The sequence below is a fragment of the Pseudomonas sp. SDO5271_S396 genome, assembly GCF_054071795.1.
This window is the reverse complement of sequence record NZ_JBSVWB010000029.1, coordinates 59,852-78,516: the sequence shown is the minus strand read 5'-3', so window position 1 is coordinate 78,516 and position 18,665 is coordinate 59,852. Positions and strand designations below refer to the sequence as shown.

Genomic DNA, 18,665 nt, shown 5'->3' with positions numbered 1-18,665 from the left:
CAGTCTGCACATCTGGCACTGATATACCGCTATCGCAGGCAAGCCAGCTCCCACATGTTGATTCGGTTTCTTCAGCCAGTTTTTTCCAGTCCTCAATAAACACAAGAAGAGGCAACCCCCATGCACCCTGAATCCTTCACCGGGCGGGCTTCTTTAGTCACGCCTACCAAAAAGCGCTACTTCATCATGGTGCTGTTGTTCATCACCGTGGTGATCAACTACCTCGATCGCAGCAACCTGTCGATTGCCGCCCCGGCGCTGACCAGTGAGCTGGGCATCGACCCGGTGCATGTCGGGCTGATCTTTTCCGCGTTCGGCTGGACCTACGCAGCCATGCAGATTCCCGGCGGCTGGCTGGTGGACCGGGTGCCGCCACGGATTCTCTACACGGCGGCCCTGCTGCTGTGGTCCATCGCGACCGTCATGCTCGGCTTTGCCGCCAGCTTTATCGCCCTGTTCGTACTGCGTATGGCGGTGGGTGCGTTGGAAGCGCCGGCGTACCCGATCAACAGCCGTGTGGTCACCACTTGGTTTCCCGAGCGCGAACGCGCCACGGCGATTGGCGTTTACACCTCCGGGCAGTTCGTCGGGCTGGCGTTTCTCACGCCGGTGCTGGCATGGCTGCAACACGCGTTTGGTTGGCACATGGTGTTTGTCGTCACCGGTGGTGTCGGCATCTTGTGGGCGATCATCTGGTACGCGGTGTACCGTGAGCCGAAGGATTTCAAAGGCGCCAACAGTGCGGAAATCGACCTGATCCGCGAAGGCGGCGGGTTGGTGGATATGCAGGAAAAAGCCGCCAAAGCGCCGTTCAGTTGGGTCGACCTGGGAATTGTGTTGAGCAAGCGCAAGCTCTGGGGCATCTACCTGGGCCAGTTCTGCCTGAACTCCACCCTGTGGTTTTTCCTGACGTGGTTCCCGACCTACCTGGTGAAATATCGCGGCATGGACTTCATCAAGTCCGGCCTGCTGGCATCGCTGCCGTTCCTTGCGGCGTTCGTCGGCGTGCTGTGTTCCGGGATCTTTTCCGACTGGCTGATTCGACGCGGCGCGTCAGTGGGGTTTGCGCGCAAGTTGCCGATCATTGGCGGGCTGCTGATCTCCACGGCAATCATTGGCGCCAACTATGTGGACTCGACGGCGTGGGTGATCGCGTTCCTGGCGGTGGCGTTCTTTGGCAATGGGCTGGCGTCGATCACCTGGTCGCTGGTATCGACCCTGGCACCCGCGCGGTTGCTGGGGCTGACCGGAGGAGTGTTCAACTTCATCGGCAACTTGTCGGCGATCGCTACGCCGATCGTGATCGGCTTTCTGGCCAGCGGTGATTCGTTTGCACCGGCGATTACCTATATTGCGGTGCTGGCGTTGCTGGGGGCGTTGTCCTACGTGTTGCTGGTGGGCAAAGTCGAACGCATTGAGCTCAATGAGTAATTTGTGACGAGCAAGCTTTTTGTGGTGAGCGGGCTTGTCCCGCGCCGGGTGGCGAAGCCGCCCCAACGCGGGCAAGCCCGCTCGTCACCATTTACTTACGTGCGCTGCGCACACCTTCCGACAGAGCCGCGCACAGACTCAACACGCCATCCACCGCCTGCTGATCATTTTTCGCCGTGGCGATGTGGTCGATCAACGCCGAACCCACCACTACGCCGTCAGCCAGACGGGCGATAGCGGCTGCTTGCTCCGGCGTGCGGATACCGAAACCGATGCTGATCGGCAGGTCGGTATGGCGACGCAGGCGAGCCACGGCCTCTTCAACGTGCTCCAGGGTGGCCGAGCCCGCGCCGGTCACGCCGGCCACGGAGACGTAATACACAAAGCCGGAGCTGCCGTTGAGCACGGTAGGCAGGCGCACGTCGTCGGTGGTCGGTGTGGTCAGGCGGATGAAGTCCAGGCCGGCAGCCTGGGCCGGGTCGCACAGCTCGCCGTTATGTTCGGGCGGCATATCGACCACGATCAGGCCGTCCACGCCGGCCGCTTTCGCGTCAGCGATAAACTGCGGCACACCGTATTTGTGGATCGGGTTGAAGTAACCCATCAGCACCAGGGGGGTATCGCTGTTGTCCTGGCGGAACTCGCGGACCATCTGCAGGGTTTTCGCCAGGTTCTGCCGGGCCGTCAACGCTCGGATGTTGGCCAGCTGAATGGCCGGGCCATCGGCCATCGGGTCGGTGAAGGGCATGCCCAGCTCGATCACGTCGGCGCCGGCTGCCGGCAAGCCCTTGAGGATCGCCAGCGAGGTGTCATAGCCGGGGTCGCCGGCGGTGATGAAGGTCACCAGGGCGGCGCGGTTTTGTTCCTTGAGTTGCGCAAAACGGGTTTGCAGGCGGCTCATCAGTGTTTCTCCTGCTGGGACTGTTCCATATGGTGCATGACGGTTTGCATGTCCTTGTCGCCGCGGCCTGAAAGGTTGACCACCATCAGGTGATCCTTCGGCAAGCTCGGCGCGCGTTTGAACACTTCGGCCAGGGCATGGGAGCTTTCCAGCGCCGGGATGATGCCTTCCAGGCGGCAGCACTTATGGAATGCGTCGAGAGCTTCGTCATCGGTGATCGAGGTGTATTGAACGCGGCCGATGTCATGCAACCAGGCGTGTTCCGGGCCGATGCCGGGGTAGTCCAGGCCGGCGGAGATCGAGTGGGCGTCGATGATCTGGCCGTCGTCGTCCTGCAACAGGAAGGTGCGGTTGCCGTGCAGCACGCCCGGGACGCCGCCGTTGAGGCTGGCGGCGTGCTTGCCGGTTTCGATACCGTGACCGGCCGCTTCCACGCCGATGATTTCCACACCGGTGTCATTCAGGAACGGGTGGAACAGGCCCATGGCGTTGGAGCCGCCGCCGATGCATGCCACCAGGCTGTCCGGCAGGCGGCCTTCCTGGGCGTGCAACTGGTCGCGGGTTTCCTTGCCGATCACGGCCTGGAAGTCGCGCACCATCGCAGGGTACGGGTGCGGGCCGGCCACGGTGCCGATCAGGTAGAACGTGCTGTCGACGTTGGTCACCCAGTCGCGCAGGGCTTCGTTCATGGCGTCTTTCAGGGTGCCGGTACCGGCGACCACCGGGATGACTTCAGCGCCGAGCAACTTCATGCGGAACACGTTGGCCTGTTGGCGCTCGATGTCGGTGGTGCCCATGTAGATCACGCATTGCAGGCCAAAACGCGCGGCCACGGTGGCGGTGGCCACGCCGTGCATGCCGGCGCCCGTCTCGGCGATGATGCGTTTCTTGCCCATGCGTCGCGCCAGCAGGATCTGGCCGATGCAGTTGTTGATCTTGTGCGCGCCGGTGTGGTTCAGCTCTTCGCGCTTGAGGTAGATCTTGGCGCCGCCGCAGAACTCGGTCAGGCGTTCGGCAAAGTACAGCGGGCTCGGACGGCCGACGTAGTCGCGCTGGAAGTAAGCCAATTCTTCCTTGAACGCAGGATCTTCCTTGGCCGCTTCGTATTCGCGGGCCAGGTCGAGGATCAACGGCATCAGGGTTTCAGCGACGTAACGGCCGCCAAACGCGCCAAACAGGCCGTTGGCGTCAGGGCCGTTGCGCAGATCGGTCTGGGACTGAGTCATGGAACGCTCCAGGAGAGAGTGGGTGTGAGCAACAATGAGGGTCACTCTACCGCTGACGTTCTACGCTGAAAACCGATAAGATCGCCGCAACCTGTCAGGAAAACTCACAGATGAGCCGAGACCTTCCCCCTCTGAATGCGTTGCGTGCGTTTGAAGCTGCTGCACGTCTTAACAGCGTCAGCCAAGCCGCTGAGCACCTGCATGTGACCCATGGTGCGGTCAGCCGCCAGTTGAAAGTGCTGGAAGAGCACCTGGGCATCAGCTTGTTCGTCAAGGATGGGCGTGGCCTTAAACTCACAGATTCGGGGGTGCGTTTGCGTGATGCCAGCGCCGAGGCCTTTGAGCGGCTGAGGGCGGTGTGTGCCGAGTTGACCCAGGCCAGCGCCGATGCGCCGTTTGTGCTGGGCTGTTCGGGCAGCCTGCTGGCGCGCTGGTTGATCCCGCGCCTGGGCCGTTTGAATGCGGATTTGCCGGACCTGCGCCTGCACCTGTCGGCGGGTGACGGCGATCTGGACCCTAGGCGCCCGGGCCTCGATGCGCTGCTGGTGTTCGCCGAGCCGCCCTGGCCGGCGGATATGCAGGTGTACGCGTTGGCCAGCGAACGTATCGGCCCGGTGATGAGCCCGCGCTTTGCCGGCTACGAGCGTTTGCGCCAGGCGCCTGCGCAGGCCTTGTGTGGCGAAGCGCTGTTGCACACCACCTCGCGCCCGCAGGCCTGGCCGAGTTGGGCGCAGCAACACGGAATCGAGCCCGGCGCACTGAAACACGGCCAGGGGTTCGAGCATTTGTATTATTTGCTGGAGGCGGCGGTTGCCGGATTGGGTATCGCGATTGCGCCACAGCCATTGGTGGCTGAGGACCTGCGCGCGGGTCGACTGGTGGCGCCATGGGGCTTCAGCGAAACCCCGGCGCACCTGGCGTTGTGGCTGCCCAAGCGCGCCGCGGACGGGCGCGCCAGGCAACTGGCGCAGTGGCTCAAGGCTGAGCTACTGCGCGAACCGGTTTAATCGCCGCGTTTGCACAGCAGGTACGCGGCCAACAGGCCCAGTGCACCGACAGCGACACCGGCTGTGGTCCATGGATGCTCCTGGGCATAGTCCCGGGTCGCAACACCGGTCTCACGAATTTTGACTTTGCTTTCTTCGTAGGCATCGCTGATCAGGTGGCGGGAATGCTTGAGGGCATTCTCGGCATTGCTTTTCAGGGCCTTCAGCGTTTTGCGCGACTCATCGGACGCATCGTCCTTGAGGCTCTCAAGGGATTTGAGCAGGCTCGAAATCTCGGCTTCCATGCTTTCCAGCGACGCTTTGCGTAAAGAAGTGTTGGCCATGTGGACTCTCCTGAAGTGATTGAGTGGCATGTGTAGATACCGACTGCGGGCCATTCAGAAAGTGCAGTTAATCTGAACTTTCGGGTAGGAACGGTCGCCAGAAGCACTACGAACATTGACTGCTACGCTTCGTAAACGACCCTTAGGAGAAATGCCATGAGCGATCATCACACCTACAAGAAAGTCGAACTGGTGGGCTCGTCCACTTCCAGCATCGAAGACGCCATCAACAATGCGCTGGCGGAAGCCAACAAGAGCATCAAGCACCTGGAGTGGTTCGAAGTGACCGAAACCCGTGGTCACATCAAGGACGGCAAGGCCGCGCACTTCCAGGTCACGCTGAAGGTGGGATTCCGAATCGCCAGTAGTTGATCCGTTCGGTTGAACTTGCCGACTGGCCGATTGCCATAACCTGCGCTACAACCTTAGGGTGCCGACGCGACCCGCGTCGGCACGCTCTTTTCGATCAGCCCAAGGAAAGTAACGGATGAAGAAGTTCCTGTTAGCGGTAGGTTTGTTGAGCATTGCGGGCACGGCCCTGGCGGCGGGCAAGCCTTGTGAAGAGCTGAAAAGCGAGATTGCGGCGAAAATCGACGCCAAAGGCGCTTCGGGTTATTCGCTGGAAGTGGTGGATAAAGGCGCTGCGGCTGAAGGTTATACAGTGGTCGGTAGCTGTGAAGCCGGCACCAAGGAAATTGCCTACAAGCGCGGTTAATTCCGTGTTGCAGACATAAAAAACCGACGCGATGCGTCGGTTTTTTTTCGCCTGAAGGTTTAGCCCTTCATCAACTGCGCCAGCAGCTCGTAGGAATGAATCCGATCGGCATGCTCGTACAGGTCGCAGGTAAAGATCAGTTCGTCGGCGCCGGTTTGCTCGATCAGCACTTCCAGTTTGGCGCGGATCTTCGCCGGACTGCCCACCATGGCCAGGCCGAGGAAGCTGCCGACAGCGTCTTTTTCATGGGGCAGCCACAAGCCGTCCATGGTTTTCACTGGCGGGCGCTGCACCAGGCTTTGTCCGCGCATCAACGCGAGGATGCGCTGGTACACCGAGGTGGCCAGGTAATCGGCCTGTTCGTCGGTATCGGCGGCCACCAGTGGAATGCCAAGCATCACGTAGGGTTTGTCCAGCACGGCTGAAGGCTTGAAGTGATTGCGGTACACGCGAATCGCTTCATGCATCAGGCGCGGTGCGAAATGTGAGGCGAAGGCGTAGGGCAAACCGCGCTCACCGGCCAGTTGGGCACTGAACAGGCTGGAACCCAGCAGCCAGATCGGTACGTTGGTGCCGGTGCCGGGCACGGCGATCACCCGCTGGTCGGGCGTGCGTGGGCCGAGGTAGGCGGCTAGCTCCGCTACGTCTTCCGGGAAGTCGTCGGCGCTGCCGGAGCGCTCACGGCGCAGGGCGCGGGCGGTCATCTGGTCGGAGCCGGGCGCACGGCCCAGGCCCAGGTCGATACGGCCAGGGTAGAGACTTTCCAGGGTGCCGAACTGTTCAGCGATCACCAGCGGTGCGTGGTTGGGCAGCATCACGCCGCCGGAACCGACGCGAATCGTCGACGTCCCGCCGGCCAGGTAACCCAGCAACACCGACGTGGCCGAGCTGGCGATGCCGTCCATATTGTGGTGTTCAGCCACCCAGAAGCGGGTGTAGCCAAACTTTTCCACATGCTGGGCCAGGTCCAGGGAGTTGCGCAGCGACTGCGCCGGACTGCCGTTGGCGCGCACGGGCACCAGGTCGAGGGTCGAGAACTTTACGTCGGACAGCGATTTCATAAGCCGGCTTCTCCATCAGGTGTGCAGGCTTTTTGGGCGAACCCAAACCTGCCGCTTTATGTGCATGAGCATGCAATGAGGGCATATACCCGAGATTCAAGAGCCAGTATGGAAATTTCCTACTGATTTACTAGGTTTCTCCGACAAGATGAACTTTGACGTGGCGTCTATCCTCAGAACCCTTACTGACGCAAAACCACCGTTCGAGGAGACCGCTATGAGCATCGTTAAAAAAGCATCCGCGCATTGGGAAGGTGACCTGAAGACTGGCCTGGGTTCCATCTCGACAGAGACCGGCGTACTGCGCGAAGCGCCCTACGGCTTCAAGGCGCGTTTCGAGGGTGGCAAGGGCACCAACCCCGAGGAACTGATCGGCGCGGCCCACGCCGGCTGTTTTTCCATGGCATTTTCCATGATCCTCGGCGATGCCGGCCTCAAGGCCGACAGCATCGACACCCAGGCCGAAGTAACGTTGGATCAAGTGGACGGCGGTTTCGCGATTACCGCAGTGCACCTGGTTCTCAAGGCCAAAATCCCCGGGGCCAGCCAGGCGCAGTTCGATGAGTTGAGCAAGAAAGCCAAGGAAGGTTGCCCGGTGTCCAAGGTGTTGAATGCAAAAATCAGCCTGGATGCCACGCTCGTAAGCTAACGCAACAGATCCCCTGTGGGAGCGGGCTTGCTCGCGAATGCGGTGTAACAGTCACAGATTTATTGACTGGCACATCGTATTCGCGAGCAAGCCCGCTCCCGCATTTGGTTGGTGTTAAATCAGAACTCGTGTTTCCTCGATGTGGTCCTATAGGCTATGCAGCCTAGGCGCACACCCGTGCGCAGTGCCTTCAGGGAGCTTCACCTATGAAACGTTTTGCCTTGGCGATCATTTGCGGTGCGTTGGCCACATCGGTTGTGGCCGCGCCAAAGGATTGTGAAGAACTCAGGAAAGAGATCGAGATCAAAATTCAGGCTAACGCGGTGCCGTCCTACACCCTGGAGGTCGTGACCAAGGAAGAAGCCGACAAACATGACGCCGCCATGGTCGTCGGCAGCTGTGAGAACGGTACCAAGGCCATCATTTACCAAAAGAACAACGACTGATCAGAGGCAGTTCACGCTACGCTCTTCCGCCAGCAACTTGCGTGCTGAGTCGTACAGCCGGATATTCGGTGTGAACGCCAGCGAACGCCCCTCCAACACGTAGCGCTGGCCCGCCTGGAAATGGTCGTACTGCAACGTCATGAAGCAAGTGCGATCGCGCGTCTGGTCCAGCCCGCCGATTCCGGTACCGGTGTTGATCTCGAAATCGAAACGCACCATCAGTTCATGGCTGCCAGGCGGCACTTGGAAGAAGCGCCCGTCGTTGAGGTTCTTGCCGTCCAGGCGCTGGGCCATCACCAGTTTGGCGCCTGGCGTTGGGGTGGCGAAATCGACCCAGGCCTGTTGCGGATCGACGGGCGGCAAGGGGGTCGATACGCAAGCGCTGAGAAGCAAAGTGGCGGCGGGAAGCAAGAGCTGACGCATGGCAGGCACTCAACGGAAGGAAAGAATCGAGCCTGTCGCCGATGGCAGCAGACTCCCTATCAGTATAAACACGCCATGCCATGGAAAAATTCCGGGCAGGCGCGATAGTCTGGCGAGCAAATTACCCAGGAGCGGTCGGGGCATGGTCTGGCGTTTTCTTCCCGCAGTGCTGGCCGCGTTGCTCAGCGGCTGTTCCAGCGTAAGTTATTACAGCCAGTTGGCGAGCGGCCAATGGCACTTGTTGCGCGCCCGCGAGCCGGTTTCCCAAGTGATCGCCGACCCTTCCCGCCCGCAACAGTTGCGTGATCATCTGGTGCAAGCCCAGAAAGCCCGCACCTTTGCCAGCGAACACCTGCACCTGCCCGACAACCAGAGTTACAGGTTGTACGCGGACATTGGCCGCCCCTATGTGGTGTGGAATGTGTTTGCCACGCAGGAGTTTTCCTTATCGCCTGAAACCCATTGCTTCCCCATCGCCGGTTGCGTGGCCTATCGCGGCTACTACAACCAGGGTGCCGCCCGTGGCGAAGCGGCGCTGTTGAAACAGCAAGGTCTGGATGTGGCGATTGGCGGGGTCGAGGCCTATTCCACCCTGGGTTGGTTCAATGACCCAATCATGAATTCGATGATGAGCTGGGGCGACGAGCGCCTGGCCACGTTGATCTTTCACGAGCTGGCCCACCAGCGTTTTTATGTGAAGGACGACACCGAGTTCAACGAGTCCTACGCGAATTTTGTCGAGCAGGAAGGTACCCGCCAATGGCGTGCGGCGCGGGGTCTGGCGCCAATCAGCGATACGGCATTGAAGCAGCGTGACCAGTTCATCCGGCTGGTACTCGACACCCGCAAGCGCCTGGAAACGCTGTACGCCCAGCCGTTGGCCGCCGATGCGATGCGCCAGGCCAAAGCCGCAGAGTTCGAGCGCTTGCGCCGTGATTACCGGCAGATGCGTGACAGCCAGTGGTCAGGGGATAAACGTTATGACGGGTGGATCAATCAGCCGCTGAACAATGCGCGGTTGTTGCCGTTCGGGTTGTATGACCAGTGGGTACCGGCTTTTGCGGCGTTGTTTGAGCGGGAAGGTGGGGATTGGGTGAGGTTTTTTGCGGCGGTGGAGAAGATGGGCGGGCTGCCGTCGGAGCAGCGCAAGGCGGCCTTGAAGCAGTTGGAGGGGGGTGGTCTTTAGGGCTCCATCGCAGGCAAGCCAGCTCCCACATTTGACCGAGTTCTACATTTGAAATGGGGTCATCTGTGGGAGCTGGCTTGCCTGCGACAGCAATCTCAAGGCCGCTGCAAAAACGCCCGATGCATCTCATCCAACGTCTCGAAATGCCAGGTCGGCGCCTCGGCACTCAGCTCTTCGAAACTGCCAAACCCATACCCGACCGCCGCCGAATCCAGCCCATTGCTGCGGGCGCCGATCAGGTCGTGCTTGCGGTCCCCAATCATCAGGGTAGTGCTGGGGTCCAGGCCTTCTTCGCGCATCAAGTGGGCGATCAGCTCGACTTTGTTGGTGCGCGTGCCGTCCAGTTCGCTACCGTAGATCACCTTGAAGTGCTTGGCGAAGTCGAAATGCCGGGCAATCTCACGGGCAAATTCCCACGGCTTGGAGGTGGCCACATACAGCTGGCGGCCCTGGCGGTTGAGGTCTTCGAGCAACGGCATCACGCCATCGAACACGCGGTTTTCGTACAGCCCGGTGACCTTGAAACGCTCGCGGTAGAAATTCACCGCTTGCCAGGCGCGGGCTTCGTCGAAGCCATAGAACTGCATGAATGCTTGCAGCAAGGGCGGGCCGATGAAGTGTTCGAGTCTGGTCAGGTCCGGCTCTTCGATACCGAGTTTGCCCAGTGCGTACTGGATCGAACGGGTGATGCCCTCGCGCGGGTCGGTAAGGGTGCCGTCGAGGTCGAACAGCACGGTTTGGTACGGCAGGGTCATTGATCGAATCCTTCAGCCAGGTGCAGGTCTTTGAGCTTCACGTAGTTCGCGGCGCTGTAGGTGAAAAAGGCGCGTTCCTTGTCCGTCAGTTCGCGGATCTGTTTAACCGGGCTGCCGACATACAAAAAACCGCTCTCGAGTTTTTTGCCCGGCGGCACCAGGCTGCCGGCGCCGATGATCACGTCGTCTTCCACCACGGCGCCGTCCATCACGATGCTGCCCATGCCGATCAACACCCGGTTGCCGATACTGCAACCGTGCAGCATGACTTTGTGGGCGACGGTCACGTCGTCGCCGATCAGCAGCGGGAAGCCGTTCGGGTTGAAGGGCCCGGCGTGGGTGATGTGCAGCACGCTGGCGTCCTGCACGCTGGTGCGGGCGCCGATGCGGATGCGGTGCATGTCGCCGCGAATCACGGTCAGCGGCCACACGGAGCTGTCCGCGCCGATTTCGACATCGCCGATCACCACCGCCGAAACATCGACAAAAGCCCCGGCGCCCAGGGTTGGCGTGTGGTTCTGATAGGTGCGAAGGGTCACGATAGCCTCTCTCTCTTTTGCTGATAGCTGCGGTGGGCGTTGATTGTAATTAAGATGGCCCCATCTTTGTTCTTACATGTTTCTTCAGCCAAGGTGTCCACCGTGAGCGCGAACAACCCTCTTCTGCAGTCCTACGACCTGCCGCCGTTCTCGGCGATCCGTGCCGAGCATGTCCAGCCGGCCATCGAACAGATCCTCGCCGACAACCGCGTTGCCATCGCACAGATCCTGCAAAGTCAGGGGAAAAATCCGACGTGGGCCGGTCTGGTCCTGGCCATGGACGAGCTGAATGACCGCCTGGGCGCCGCCTGGAGCCCGGTCAGCCACCTCAACGCCGTGTGCAACAGTGCCGAATTGCGCGAAGCCTACGAAGGCTGCCTGCCGGCGTTGAGCGCCTACTCCACCGAGATGGGCCAGAACCGTGAACTGTTCCAGGCCTTCGAGGCGCTGGCCAACAGCCCGGAAGCGGCTGGTTTCGACGTGGCGCAAAAAACCATCCTGGAACACTCTCTGCGTGATTTCCGCCTGTCGGGTATCGACCTGCCGCCGGAGCAGCAAAAGCGCTACGCCGAAGTGCAGAGCAAGCTCTCCGAACTGGGCAGCAAGTTCTCCAACCAGTTGCTGGACGCCACTCAGGCGTGGACCAAACATGTCACCGATGAGGCCACCCTCGCCGGCCTGACCGATTCGGCCAAGGCGCAAATGGCGGCTGCCGCCAAGGCCAAAAGCCTCGATGGCTGGCTGATCACGTTGGAGTTTCCCAGCTACTACGCGGTGATGACCTACGCCCAGGACCGTGCTCTGCGTGAAGAAGTCTACGCGGCCTACTGCACCCGTGCGTCGGACCAGGGCCCGAATGCCGGTCAGAACGATAACGGCCCGGTGATGGAACAGATACTCGACCTGCGTCAGGAACTGGCCCAGTTACTCGGTTACGCCTCGTTCTCCGAGCTGAGCCTGGCCACCAAGATGGCCGAGTCCAGCGACCAGGTCCTGAGCTTCCTGCGCGACCTGGCCAAGCGTAGCAAGCCGTTTGCCGCCCAGGACCTGCAACAGCTCAAGGCCTACGCCGCCGAACAAGGTTGCGCCGATCTGCAAAGCTGGGACAGTGGTTTCTACGGTGAAAAACTGCGCGAACAGCGCTACAGCGTGTCCCAGGAAGCCCTGCGTGCCTACTTCCCGATCGACAAGGTGCTCAGCGGCCTGTTCGCCATCGTGCAGCGTCTGTACGGCATCGAAATCGCCGAGCAGAAAGGTTTCGACACCTGGCACCCGGATGTCCGTCTGTTTGAGATCAAGGAAAACGGCCAGCATGTGGGCCGCTTCTTCTTCGACCTGTACGCCCGCGCCAACAAGCGTGGCGGCGCCTGGATGGACGGCGCGCGTGACCGTCGTCGCACGGTCGACGGCGTATTGCAGAGCCCGGTGGCCAACCTGGTGTGCAACTTCACACCCGCCGACAGCGGCAAGCCTGCCCTGCTGACCCACGATGAAGTGACCACGCTGTTCCATGAGTTCGGCCACGGTTTGCACCACTTGCTGACCCGCGTCGAGCACGCCGGCGTGTCCGGCATCAACGGTGTGGCCTGGGATGCGGTGGAGTTGCCGAGCCAGTTCATGGAGAACTGGTGCTGGGAGCCGGAAGGCCTGGCGCTGATTTCCGGTCACTATGAAACCGGCGAGCCGCTGCCCCAGGACCTGCTGGAAAAAATGCTTGCGGCGAAGAACTTCCAGTCCGGCCTGATGATGGTGCGTCAGCTGGAGTTCTCGCTGTTCGACTTCGAGCTGCATGCCACCCACGGCGATGGCCGAAGCGTGGCCCAGGTGCTCGAAGGCGTGCGTGATGAGGTCTCGGTGATGCGTCCGCCGGCCTACAACCGTTTCCCCAACAGCTTTGCGCACATCTTTGCTGGCGGTTATGCAGCGGGGTACTACAGCTACAAGTGGGCCGAAGTGTTGTCGGCGGACGCCTTCTCCAAGTTCGAGGAAGACGGCGTGCTCAACGCCGAGACCGGTCGCGCCTTCCGCGAAGCCATCCTGGCGCGCGGCGGTTCCCAGGAGCCGATGGTGCTGTTCGTCGATTTCCGCGGACGTGCGCCGTCGATTGACGCACTCTTGCGCCACAGCGGCCTGAGTGAGGACGCGGCAGCATGAGTGAAGGGCCTGTGATTACCAAGAAGCAATTCATCGCCGGGGCGGTCTGCCCGGCGTGCAGTGAGCCGGACAAGTTGAAGATGTGGACCGAAGACAACGTGCCGCATCGCGAGTGCGTGGCCTGTGGTTACACCGATACCCTGAATGATCAGGGTTTGTCGGTGCCCAAGGAGCTGGGCACGCGGGTCAACATGTCGGCGCTGAAAGCGCCGGCCGACCCCAAGGTTCAGGCGGTGCAGTTCTTCCCGAATCCGAAGCTCAAAAAAGACTGAGTTGTTCGGCGTCCTGTCGGGGGACGAGCACCCGCTCGTTTCCCGGCACTGATTCAACACGGCTGTTGCCGGCCGCGTTGAGCCAACTGTTCATCGAGCACAATGCAAAGGCACTGGTGCTGCAATCGCCCTTGGCGAATGCGAGGCGCAATTTGTCGACATTGGCTTTCATCATGTAGCGAACCCCGTCCTTGAAGCCGCTGCTGGCGCCAAAGCCGCCCAGGGTCATTTCATCCAGCGCTTCCTCCTTGCTCCACCCCTGAACCACTACGCGATACATCGCCGCCATCAAGCCGGTACGGTCCGAGCCGTGTTTGCAGTGCATCAGCACCGGGCCTTGGGTTTGTGCTTCCTGAATCGCCCTGAGTGCTGCGAGTACGTCGGCGTCATCCACGTGGTTTGTGCGATAAGACAACTGCACTTGTCGGATACCGGGCGTCTTCAGCCAGGCCGAATCGGATTCCGGGAGGAAGTTGATGACCGTGGCGATCCTGAGCTTTTCCAGCAACGGCAACGCGTCGCTGTCCGGTAGCGCGCTGCGATAAAGCGTGGGCGTCATCTGGTGCAGGTTGTACTGGCGGCTCACCGGTTGTGCCCATTCCGCCGAGCGGATCGAGGTGTCGTCATCCGCTTGGGCACAGGGCGCACTGAACAGTGCCACCAAGGTCAGGCCGAGGGCGGGCATCAGCGGGTGTTTGAACATAGGGGGCGTGACCGTGTGAGAGCGTGGGCGATGGGTGCCCAGACTCGTCTACATGGGGTCAAGGGGGTGTGAGGTGGGCGTCAAAGAATTGTGAAGCAGGACGTAAAAGCACGGGCCGCCAGACGGCACTGGTCAGATGCCGTCTGGATCGATACTGTATATAAAAACAGTATCGAGGCGTTCCCATGTCGACTCCGTTGCCGCCCCGTGGTCGGGGCACGGCCACCAATCTGCACAATCGTTTTGCGCCGACGGTCAGCGTGGTCGAGGACGACGGCTGGTTTCAGGAAGTGCCACCGACTCAAGGCACTGAAGTGCGTATCGAAACGGCCAGGACCATCATCACCCGCAACAACTCGCCGGACTTGCCCTTCGACCGCTCGATCAACCCTTATCGCGGCTGTGAGCACGGTTGTATCTACTGCTATGCGCGGCCCAGCCATGCCTATTGGGACCTGTCGCCGGGGCTGGACTTCGAAACCAAACTGATCGCCAAGAGCAACGCCGCCGACGTGCTGGAGCAACAGCTGTCGAAGCCGGGGTACGTATGTGCGCCGATCAACCTGGGTTCCAATACCGACCCGTACCAGCCTATCGAGCGCGAGTACGCCATCACCCGGCAAACCCTCCAGGTGTTGCTGCGTTATCGGCACCCGGTGACGATTATCACCAAGGGCTCGCTGATCTTGCGCGATCTCGATCTGCTGACCGAGCTGGCGCGCCAGCGCCTGGTGGCGGTGATGATCAGTCTCACCAGCCTGGACGATGAGCTCAAGCGCATCCTGGAGCCCCGCACGGCAGCGCCCAAGGCGCGATTGCGGGCGATTCGGGTGATGCGAGAGGCCGGAATCCCGGTGGGGGTGCTGTGTTCGCCGATGATCCCGATGATCAACGACAGCGAGCTGGAAAGCCTGTTGGCTGAGGCCCACGCCGCCGGAGCGCAGAGTGCGGCCTACATGATGCTGCGCCTGCCGTTGGAAGTGGCACCGTTGTTCGAAGAATGGTTGGCGGCGCATTACCCGCAGCGTGCGGCCCATGTGATGAGCCTGGTGCGCCAGGTGCGCGGTGGTGAGGTGTACGACAGCCGTTTCGGCGTGCGCATGCGCGGTGAGGGGCCGTTCGCTGACCTGTTGGCCCAGCGTTTCAGCAAGGCGATCAAGCGATTGGGGTTGAATCGAAGGGAAGGCTTCAACCTGGATTGTTCGGCGTTTTGTCCGCCAGGCAGGCAGATGGCATTGTTGTAGACTGAATGGGTAAACGCAGTGTTTTCATTGAGATGATTGCGTTTTGATATCGCTGAAACTCGCGGTCTAGAGCGGTTAATTCAGTTTGAGTTAAGTTTCCAGGGTTACCTTCTTCAGCGAATGACTGATAAGTCGGCGGTCTGGCCTGTACAGTTTTACAACTGACCCTTTGGCCGGTGTCGAGCTGACCTGAAAACTACCCTGTATTAATCAAGAGAACGAATCATGAGTGACAAGGATAAACAGCCTTCGGCTGCGTCGGCCTCAGCCCCCCAAGTGGCAGAAACTGCCGATGCAGCGCTGAAGCATATCGTTGACGGCTTTTTGCATTTCCATCACGACGTCTTCCCCCAACAGGAAGAACTCTTCAAGAAACTCGCCACGGCCCAGAGCCCGCGGGCAATGTTCATCACCTGTGCCGATTCGCGCATCGTGCCCGAGCTGATCACCCAGAGTTCGCCCGGCGACCTGTTCGTGACCCGCAACGTCGGCAACGTGGTTCCGCCCTACGGGCAGATGAACGGTGGTGTGTCCACGGCGATCGAGTACGCGGTACTGGCCTTGGGCGTGCAGCACATCATCGTGTGCGGTCACTCCGATTGCGGCGCCATGCGCGCAGTACTCAACCCCCAGAGCCTCGAGAAGATGCCGACGGTCAAGGCCTGGCTGCGGCATGCCGAGGTCGCCAAGACCATGGTCCACGACAACTGCGACTGTGCCAACGAAGGCGAGAGCATGCAGGTGCTGACCGAAGAAAACGTCATCGCCCAGCTGCAACATTTGCGCACCCACCCTTCCGTGGCTTCGCGCATGGCCAGCGGTCATTTGTATATCCATGGCTGGATCTACAACATCGAGACCAGCGAAATCCGCGCCTACGATGCGGACCAGTCGAAGTTCCGTTCGCTGGCCGGCGACGGGCCGATCCCTTCCGCGACGCCTAAAGCGCGCTTCTAAAACACTTCCCTGCCGGGTAACGCGATGGCTGCCATTCGAGCAGCCAGGCGTTGCCACGCCCGGCGAATGCCTCGGGAGAGTCATTATGCGTGCTGCTCAATTGAAAGCTGTATTGCCACGTGAGCTGCTCGCGTCCGTGGTGGTGTTTCTGGTCGCCTTGCCCTTGTGCATGGGCATTGCGATCGCTTCCGGCATGCCGCCGGCCAAAGGCCTGATCACCGGGATCATCGGTGGCCTGGTGGTGGGCTGGCTGGCGGGTTCGCCGCTGCAGGTCAGTGGCCCGGCGGCGGGCCTGGCGGTGTTGGTATTCGAACTGGTGCGTCAACACGGCATGCTGATGCTCGGGCCGATTCTGCTGCTGGCCGGGTTCCTGCAACTGGTAGCCGGACGCATGCGCCTGGGCTGCTGGTTCCGCGTCACGGCGCCTGCCGTGGTGTACGGCATGTTGGCAGGGATTGGCGTGCTGATTGTGCTGTCCCAGGTTCACGTGATGCTCGATGGCGCGCCCAAGCCGTCGGGACTGGATAACCTGACGGGCTTCCCGGCGGCGCTGGCCGATGCGATGCCGACCCTGGGCGGCGGTCTGGGCTGGCAGGCGGGTTTGCTCGGGTTGTCGACGATGCTGGTCATGTACGCCTGGGACAAGCTCCGCCCGCAGAAGCTGCGCTTCGTGCCGGGTGCCTTGTTGGGCGTGGGCCTGACCACACTGGTCAGCCTGATGCTGGCGTTGCAGGTCAAGCGTGTGGAAGTCCCCGCGAACCTGGCCGATGCCATCGACTGGCTGCGCCCCAGTGACCTGCTGAACCTGGCGGATCCACAGCTGTTGATCGCCGCATTCGCCGTAGCGTTTATCGCCAGTGCCGAAACCTTGCTGTCCGCAGCCGCGGTCGATCGCATGCACAACGGCCAACGTTCGGACTTCGACAAAGAATTGTCTGCACAGGGCGTAGGCAACATGCTGTGCGGTCTCGTCGGCGCCCTGCCGATGACCGGCGTGATCGTGCGCAGCTCGGCCAACGTCCAGGCCGGCGCCACCACGCGTTTTTCGACGATGTTCCACGGGTTGTGGCTGCTGGCGTTCGTGCTGTTGCTGTCGAGCGTGCTGCAAAGCATCCCGGTGGCGAGCCTGGCGGGCGTGCTGGTGTACACCGGTATCAAGCTGGTGGACATCAAAGCGTTCAAGGCGCTGGGACGCTATGGACGGATGCCGATGTTCACCTATGCGGCCACGGCCTTGGCGATTGTCTTCACCGACCTGCTGACTGGCGTGCTGGTGGGCTTCGGGCTGACATTGCTCAAACTGGCCTTCAAGGCCTCACGGTTGAAGGTCAGCCTGATCGACCTGCCGAAGAGCGGCGAGATGGAGCTGCGCCTGACCGGTGCCGCGACCTTTCTGAAAGTGCCGGCGTTGACCCAGGTGTTGTCGACGGTGCCGGAAGGAACAACCGTGCATGTACCGCTCAATAACCTGAGTTACATCGACCATTCCTGCCTTGAGTTGTTGGAGGAATGGGGCCGGGCAAATGCGGCCAAGGGCTCGAAGCTGGTGATCGAGACGCGTGGGTTGAAGCGCCGGCTGGAAGGCCGGGTCCGGACGACGACGGGGATAGGTTCGGCGGCAGTCTGACCACCCAATAACAATGTGGGAGCAGGCTTGCTCGCGAATGCACAGTGTCAGTCACTGAAAATTGACTGATCCTCCACCTTCGCGAGCAAGCCCGCCCCCACATTTGATCTTTATCGGTTTTGAGATTTAAGCCGGTTGATCCAGCGCCAGCTCAACACCCAGCTGGCGCGACAGGCATGGCCAGCGTTTCCACGCGGCTTCCGTGTCCGGGCTCTTGAGGGTTTCGCGGTAGGCTTCGACCGATTCCAGCGCAAAGCTGTCTTCGTTGAGCATTTCGTCGACCGCCAGATGCACGGCTTCATCGAGCTTGTTGGCGAATTCCTCACCGATCAGTTGGTGGGCAATCAAGTTGGCCACGGTGGTGTCCGCCGGGATCAACGGTTGGCCAAAGTGCTTGATATACAGATCGTTGACTTCCTCCACCAGGCGATGAGCCAGGTAGGCCTCGTCCAGCAGGCCGTCGAGGCCTTCATGGCCAGCCAGGATCGCCGGCGGTTGCAGGAAGAAATGCTCGGCGATCTTCAGCACCGGTTTGATCTGGCTTTCGATGCCGGCCTCGCGGGCCACGTCGTTGGCGGCATCGAGCAGGTCGGGGACCAGGTCGATGTAGGCCGTGACAAAGCGGGTCATGACAATGTTGCGATCACCGTCAGCCAGGGAGATGGCCGAATGCAGGTGCGGCAATTGGTTTTCCAGTTGCTGGGCAAGCTGGCCCGTGTTGGCTTCGTGTTGATGGGCACGGGAAATCTGCTCGCGCAATGCGGCGGTGTTCATGAAAGCTCCAGTGATGCAGGCGTAGGAATAGGGAGAGCATAAGGTAGCTCGTTTGTACGAGCCCCTAAGACGCATTTGTCATAATTATTTCACGGTTATGCGTGGCGGTTATATCGAATTGCCATCGTTCGTCGGAAAAACGATTCCGCTCCCGGATCTATTGGGTTTCGTCGATCATTTTCGCTCATTTTCCCCTACACATTGCGGGGTTGCAGACCCTGTCTATACTCGGATTTGTACGCAATTAGCTGATGACGCCAGACTGCATGAGC

Annotated in this window: 21 protein-coding genes; 12 read left to right on the top strand and 9 right to left on the bottom strand. The window is 60.8% G+C overall.

Going from position 1 to position 18,665, the window contains the following annotated elements:
• The first annotated feature begins 120 nt into the window (after positions 1-120).
• A complete protein-coding gene (locus tag ACW9IN_RS19410; RefSeq protein WP_457367411.1) occupies positions 121-1,431 on the top strand; it encodes an MFS transporter in 1,311 nt (436 codons plus the stop codon).
• Between the two features lie 91 nt (positions 1,432-1,522).
• Here the strand turns inward: ACW9IN_RS19410 and trpA are convergent, their stop codons facing one another.
• Positions 1,523-2,332, bottom strand: a complete 810-nt coding sequence (gene trpA, locus ACW9IN_RS19405; RefSeq protein WP_457367410.1) for a tryptophan synthase subunit alpha — start codon at positions 2,330-2,332, stop codon at positions 1,523-1,525.
• Positions 2,332-3,558 carry a tryptophan synthase subunit beta gene (gene trpB, locus ACW9IN_RS19400; protein WP_457367409.1) on the bottom strand — a complete coding sequence of 409 codons (1,227 nt, stop codon included), beginning with the start codon at positions 3,556-3,558 and terminating at the stop codon, positions 2,332-2,334. The genes trpA and trpB overlap by 1 nt, the downstream gene beginning before the upstream one ends.
• A 110-nt stretch (positions 3,559-3,668) precedes the next feature.
• Here trpB and ACW9IN_RS19395 point away from each other — a divergent pair, with 110 nt between their 5' ends.
• On the top strand, positions 3,669-4,565 hold the full coding sequence (locus ACW9IN_RS19395; RefSeq protein WP_457367408.1) for a LysR family transcriptional regulator: 897 nt from the start codon (positions 3,669-3,671) through the stop codon (positions 4,563-4,565).
• On the opposite strand, the gene ACW9IN_RS19390 is transcribed toward ACW9IN_RS19395, so the two are convergent.
• The gene (locus ACW9IN_RS19390) at positions 4,562-4,888 is read right to left on the bottom strand and encodes a DUF883 family protein (RefSeq protein ID WP_003170746.1); all 327 of its coding nucleotides are present in this window, start codon (positions 4,886-4,888) and stop codon (positions 4,562-4,564) included. The two genes, ACW9IN_RS19395 and ACW9IN_RS19390, sit on opposite strands and share 4 nt — an antisense overlap.
• A gap of 156 nt (positions 4,889-5,044) precedes the next feature.
• Here ACW9IN_RS19390 and ACW9IN_RS19385 point away from each other — a divergent pair, with 156 nt between their 5' ends.
• A complete protein-coding gene (locus ACW9IN_RS19385; protein ID WP_007953919.1) occupies positions 5,045-5,260 on the top strand; it encodes a dodecin in 216 nt (71 codons plus the stop codon).
• A 115-nt stretch (positions 5,261-5,375) separates the two neighbouring features.
• Entirely contained in the window at positions 5,376-5,603 is a 228-nt protein-coding gene (locus ACW9IN_RS19380; protein ID WP_034110552.1) for a DUF1161 domain-containing protein, read from the top strand.
• A 59-nt stretch (positions 5,604-5,662) separates the two neighbouring features.
• Here the strand turns inward: ACW9IN_RS19380 and ACW9IN_RS19375 are convergent, their stop codons facing one another.
• On the bottom strand, positions 5,663-6,664 hold the full coding sequence (locus tag ACW9IN_RS19375) for an LLM class flavin-dependent oxidoreductase (protein WP_457367407.1): 1,002 nt from the start codon (positions 6,662-6,664) through the stop codon (positions 5,663-5,665).
• Positions 6,665-6,881: 217 nt separating this feature from the next.
• Here ACW9IN_RS19375 and ACW9IN_RS19370 point away from each other — a divergent pair, with 217 nt between their 5' ends.
• Positions 6,882-7,313, top strand: coding sequence for an OsmC family protein (locus ACW9IN_RS19370; protein WP_027608131.1), 432 nt, complete (start codon positions 6,882-6,884; stop codon positions 7,311-7,313).
• Between the two features lie 206 nt (positions 7,314-7,519).
• Positions 7,520-7,759, top strand: coding sequence for a DUF1161 domain-containing protein (locus ACW9IN_RS19365; protein ID WP_457367406.1), 240 nt, complete (start codon positions 7,520-7,522; stop codon positions 7,757-7,759).
• On the opposite strand, the gene ACW9IN_RS19360 is transcribed toward ACW9IN_RS19365, so the two are convergent.
• Positions 7,760-8,182, bottom strand: coding sequence for a PA0061/PA0062 family lipoprotein (locus tag ACW9IN_RS19360; protein ID WP_457367405.1), 423 nt, complete (start codon positions 8,180-8,182; stop codon positions 7,760-7,762).
• 142 nt (positions 8,183-8,324) lie between these two features.
• On the opposite strand from ACW9IN_RS19360, the gene ACW9IN_RS19355 reads away from it, so the two are divergent.
• Positions 8,325-9,368, top strand: coding sequence for an aminopeptidase (locus tag ACW9IN_RS19355; RefSeq protein ID WP_457367404.1), 1,044 nt, complete (start codon positions 8,325-8,327; stop codon positions 9,366-9,368).
• Between the two features lie 95 nt (positions 9,369-9,463).
• Here the strand turns inward: ACW9IN_RS19355 and ACW9IN_RS19350 are convergent, their stop codons facing one another.
• Together ACW9IN_RS19350 and ACW9IN_RS19345 are read right to left on the bottom strand one after the other, a co-directional pair.
• On the bottom strand, positions 9,464-10,123 hold the full coding sequence (locus tag ACW9IN_RS19350) for an HAD family hydrolase (protein ID WP_457367403.1): 660 nt from the start codon (positions 10,121-10,123) through the stop codon (positions 9,464-9,466).
• Positions 10,120-10,662 carry a gamma carbonic anhydrase family protein gene (locus ACW9IN_RS19345; protein WP_457367402.1) on the bottom strand — a complete coding sequence of 181 codons (543 nt, stop codon included), beginning with the start codon at positions 10,660-10,662 and terminating at the stop codon, positions 10,120-10,122. Before ACW9IN_RS19345 ends, ACW9IN_RS19350 begins: the two co-directional genes overlap by 4 nt.
• Positions 10,663-10,764: 102 nt before the next feature.
• Here ACW9IN_RS19345 and prlC point away from each other — a divergent pair, with 102 nt between their 5' ends.
• Positions 10,765-12,816: an oligopeptidase A gene (prlC, locus tag ACW9IN_RS19340; RefSeq protein WP_457367401.1), complete on the top strand. Its 2,052-nt coding sequence runs from the start codon at positions 10,765-10,767 to the stop codon at positions 12,814-12,816.
• A complete protein-coding gene (locus ACW9IN_RS19335; protein WP_457367400.1) occupies positions 12,813-13,088 on the top strand; it encodes a YheV family putative zinc ribbon protein in 276 nt (91 codons plus the stop codon). Before prlC ends, ACW9IN_RS19335 begins: the two co-directional genes overlap by 4 nt.
• Here the strand turns inward: ACW9IN_RS19335 and ACW9IN_RS19330 are convergent.
• Positions 13,075-13,791, bottom strand: coding sequence for a phosphatase domain-containing protein (locus ACW9IN_RS19330; RefSeq protein WP_457367399.1), 717 nt, complete (start codon positions 13,789-13,791; stop codon positions 13,075-13,077). The genes ACW9IN_RS19335 and ACW9IN_RS19330 overlap by 14 nt on opposite strands.
• Positions 13,792-13,976: 185 nt before the next feature.
• Between ACW9IN_RS19330 and ACW9IN_RS19325 the strand changes: the two genes are divergently transcribed.
• From ACW9IN_RS19325 to ACW9IN_RS19315, 3 genes are all read left to right on the top strand, one after another.
• On the top strand, positions 13,977-15,035 hold the full coding sequence (locus ACW9IN_RS19325; RefSeq protein WP_457367398.1) for a PA0069 family radical SAM protein: 1,059 nt from the start codon (positions 13,977-13,979) through the stop codon (positions 15,033-15,035).
• A 225-nt stretch (positions 15,036-15,260) separates the two neighbouring features.
• Positions 15,261-15,992, top strand: coding sequence for a carbonic anhydrase (locus ACW9IN_RS19320; RefSeq protein ID WP_457367397.1), 732 nt, complete (start codon positions 15,261-15,263; stop codon positions 15,990-15,992).
• A gap of 85 nt (positions 15,993-16,077) precedes the next feature.
• Positions 16,078-17,619, top strand: a complete 1,542-nt coding sequence (locus ACW9IN_RS19315; protein WP_457367396.1) for a SulP family inorganic anion transporter — start codon at positions 16,078-16,080, stop codon at positions 17,617-17,619.
• A gap of 126 nt (positions 17,620-17,745) precedes the next feature.
• On the opposite strand, the gene ACW9IN_RS19310 is transcribed toward ACW9IN_RS19315, so the two are convergent.
• Positions 17,746-18,393: a hypothetical protein gene (locus ACW9IN_RS19310; protein ID WP_457367395.1), complete on the bottom strand. Its 648-nt coding sequence runs from the start codon at positions 18,391-18,393 to the stop codon at positions 17,746-17,748.
• Positions 18,394-18,665: the final 272 nt, after the last annotated feature.

Bases quoted from the DNA above. Each gene is read 5' to 3' on its own strand.
- ACW9IN_RS19360 (WP_457367405.1), bottom strand. From the start codon at position 8,182: ATGCGTCAGCTCTTGCTTCCCGCCGCCACTTTGCTTCTCAGCGCTTGC.
- ACW9IN_RS19330 (WP_457367399.1), bottom strand. From the start codon at position 13,791: ATGTTCAAACACCCGCTGATGCCCGCCCTCGGCCTGACCTTGGTGGCA.
- trpB (WP_457367409.1), bottom strand. From the start codon at position 3,558: ATGACTCAGTCCCAGACCGATCTGCGCAACGGCCCTGACGCCAACGGC.
- ACW9IN_RS19325 (WP_457367398.1), top strand. From the start codon at position 13,977: ATGTCGACTCCGTTGCCGCCCCGTGGTCGGGGCACGGCCACCAATCTG.
- ACW9IN_RS19350 (WP_457367403.1), bottom strand. From the start codon at position 10,123: ATGACCCTGCCGTACCAAACCGTGCTGTTCGACCTCGACGGCACCCTT.
- ACW9IN_RS19335 (WP_457367400.1), top strand. From the start codon at position 12,813: ATGAGTGAAGGGCCTGTGATTACCAAGAAGCAATTCATCGCCGGGGCG.
- ACW9IN_RS19375 (WP_457367407.1), bottom strand. From the start codon at position 6,664: ATGAAATCGCTGTCCGACGTAAAGTTCTCGACCCTCGACCTGGTGCCC.
- ACW9IN_RS19380 (WP_034110552.1), top strand. From the start codon at position 5,376: ATGAAGAAGTTCCTGTTAGCGGTAGGTTTGTTGAGCATTGCGGGCACG.
- ACW9IN_RS19410 (WP_457367411.1), top strand. From the start codon at position 121: ATGCACCCTGAATCCTTCACCGGGCGGGCTTCTTTAGTCACGCCTACC.
- ACW9IN_RS19310 (WP_457367395.1), bottom strand. From the start codon at position 18,393: ATGAACACCGCCGCATTGCGCGAGCAGATTTCCCGTGCCCATCAACAC.
- ACW9IN_RS19390 (WP_003170746.1), bottom strand. From the start codon at position 4,888: ATGGCCAACACTTCTTTACGCAAAGCGTCGCTGGAAAGCATGGAAGCC.
- ACW9IN_RS19370 (WP_027608131.1), top strand. From the start codon at position 6,882: ATGAGCATCGTTAAAAAAGCATCCGCGCATTGGGAAGGTGACCTGAAG.
- ACW9IN_RS19315 (WP_457367396.1), top strand. From the start codon at position 16,078: ATGCGTGCTGCTCAATTGAAAGCTGTATTGCCACGTGAGCTGCTCGCG.
- ACW9IN_RS19320 (WP_457367397.1), top strand. From the start codon at position 15,261: ATGAGTGACAAGGATAAACAGCCTTCGGCTGCGTCGGCCTCAGCCCCC.
- ACW9IN_RS19365 (WP_457367406.1), top strand. From the start codon at position 7,520: ATGAAACGTTTTGCCTTGGCGATCATTTGCGGTGCGTTGGCCACATCG.
- trpA (WP_457367410.1), bottom strand. From the start codon at position 2,332: ATGAGCCGCCTGCAAACCCGTTTTGCGCAACTCAAGGAACAAAACCGC.
- ACW9IN_RS19395 (WP_457367408.1), top strand. From the start codon at position 3,669: ATGAGCCGAGACCTTCCCCCTCTGAATGCGTTGCGTGCGTTTGAAGCT.
- ACW9IN_RS19385 (WP_007953919.1), top strand. From the start codon at position 5,045: ATGAGCGATCATCACACCTACAAGAAAGTCGAACTGGTGGGCTCGTCC.
- ACW9IN_RS19355 (WP_457367404.1), top strand. From the start codon at position 8,325: ATGGTCTGGCGTTTTCTTCCCGCAGTGCTGGCCGCGTTGCTCAGCGGC.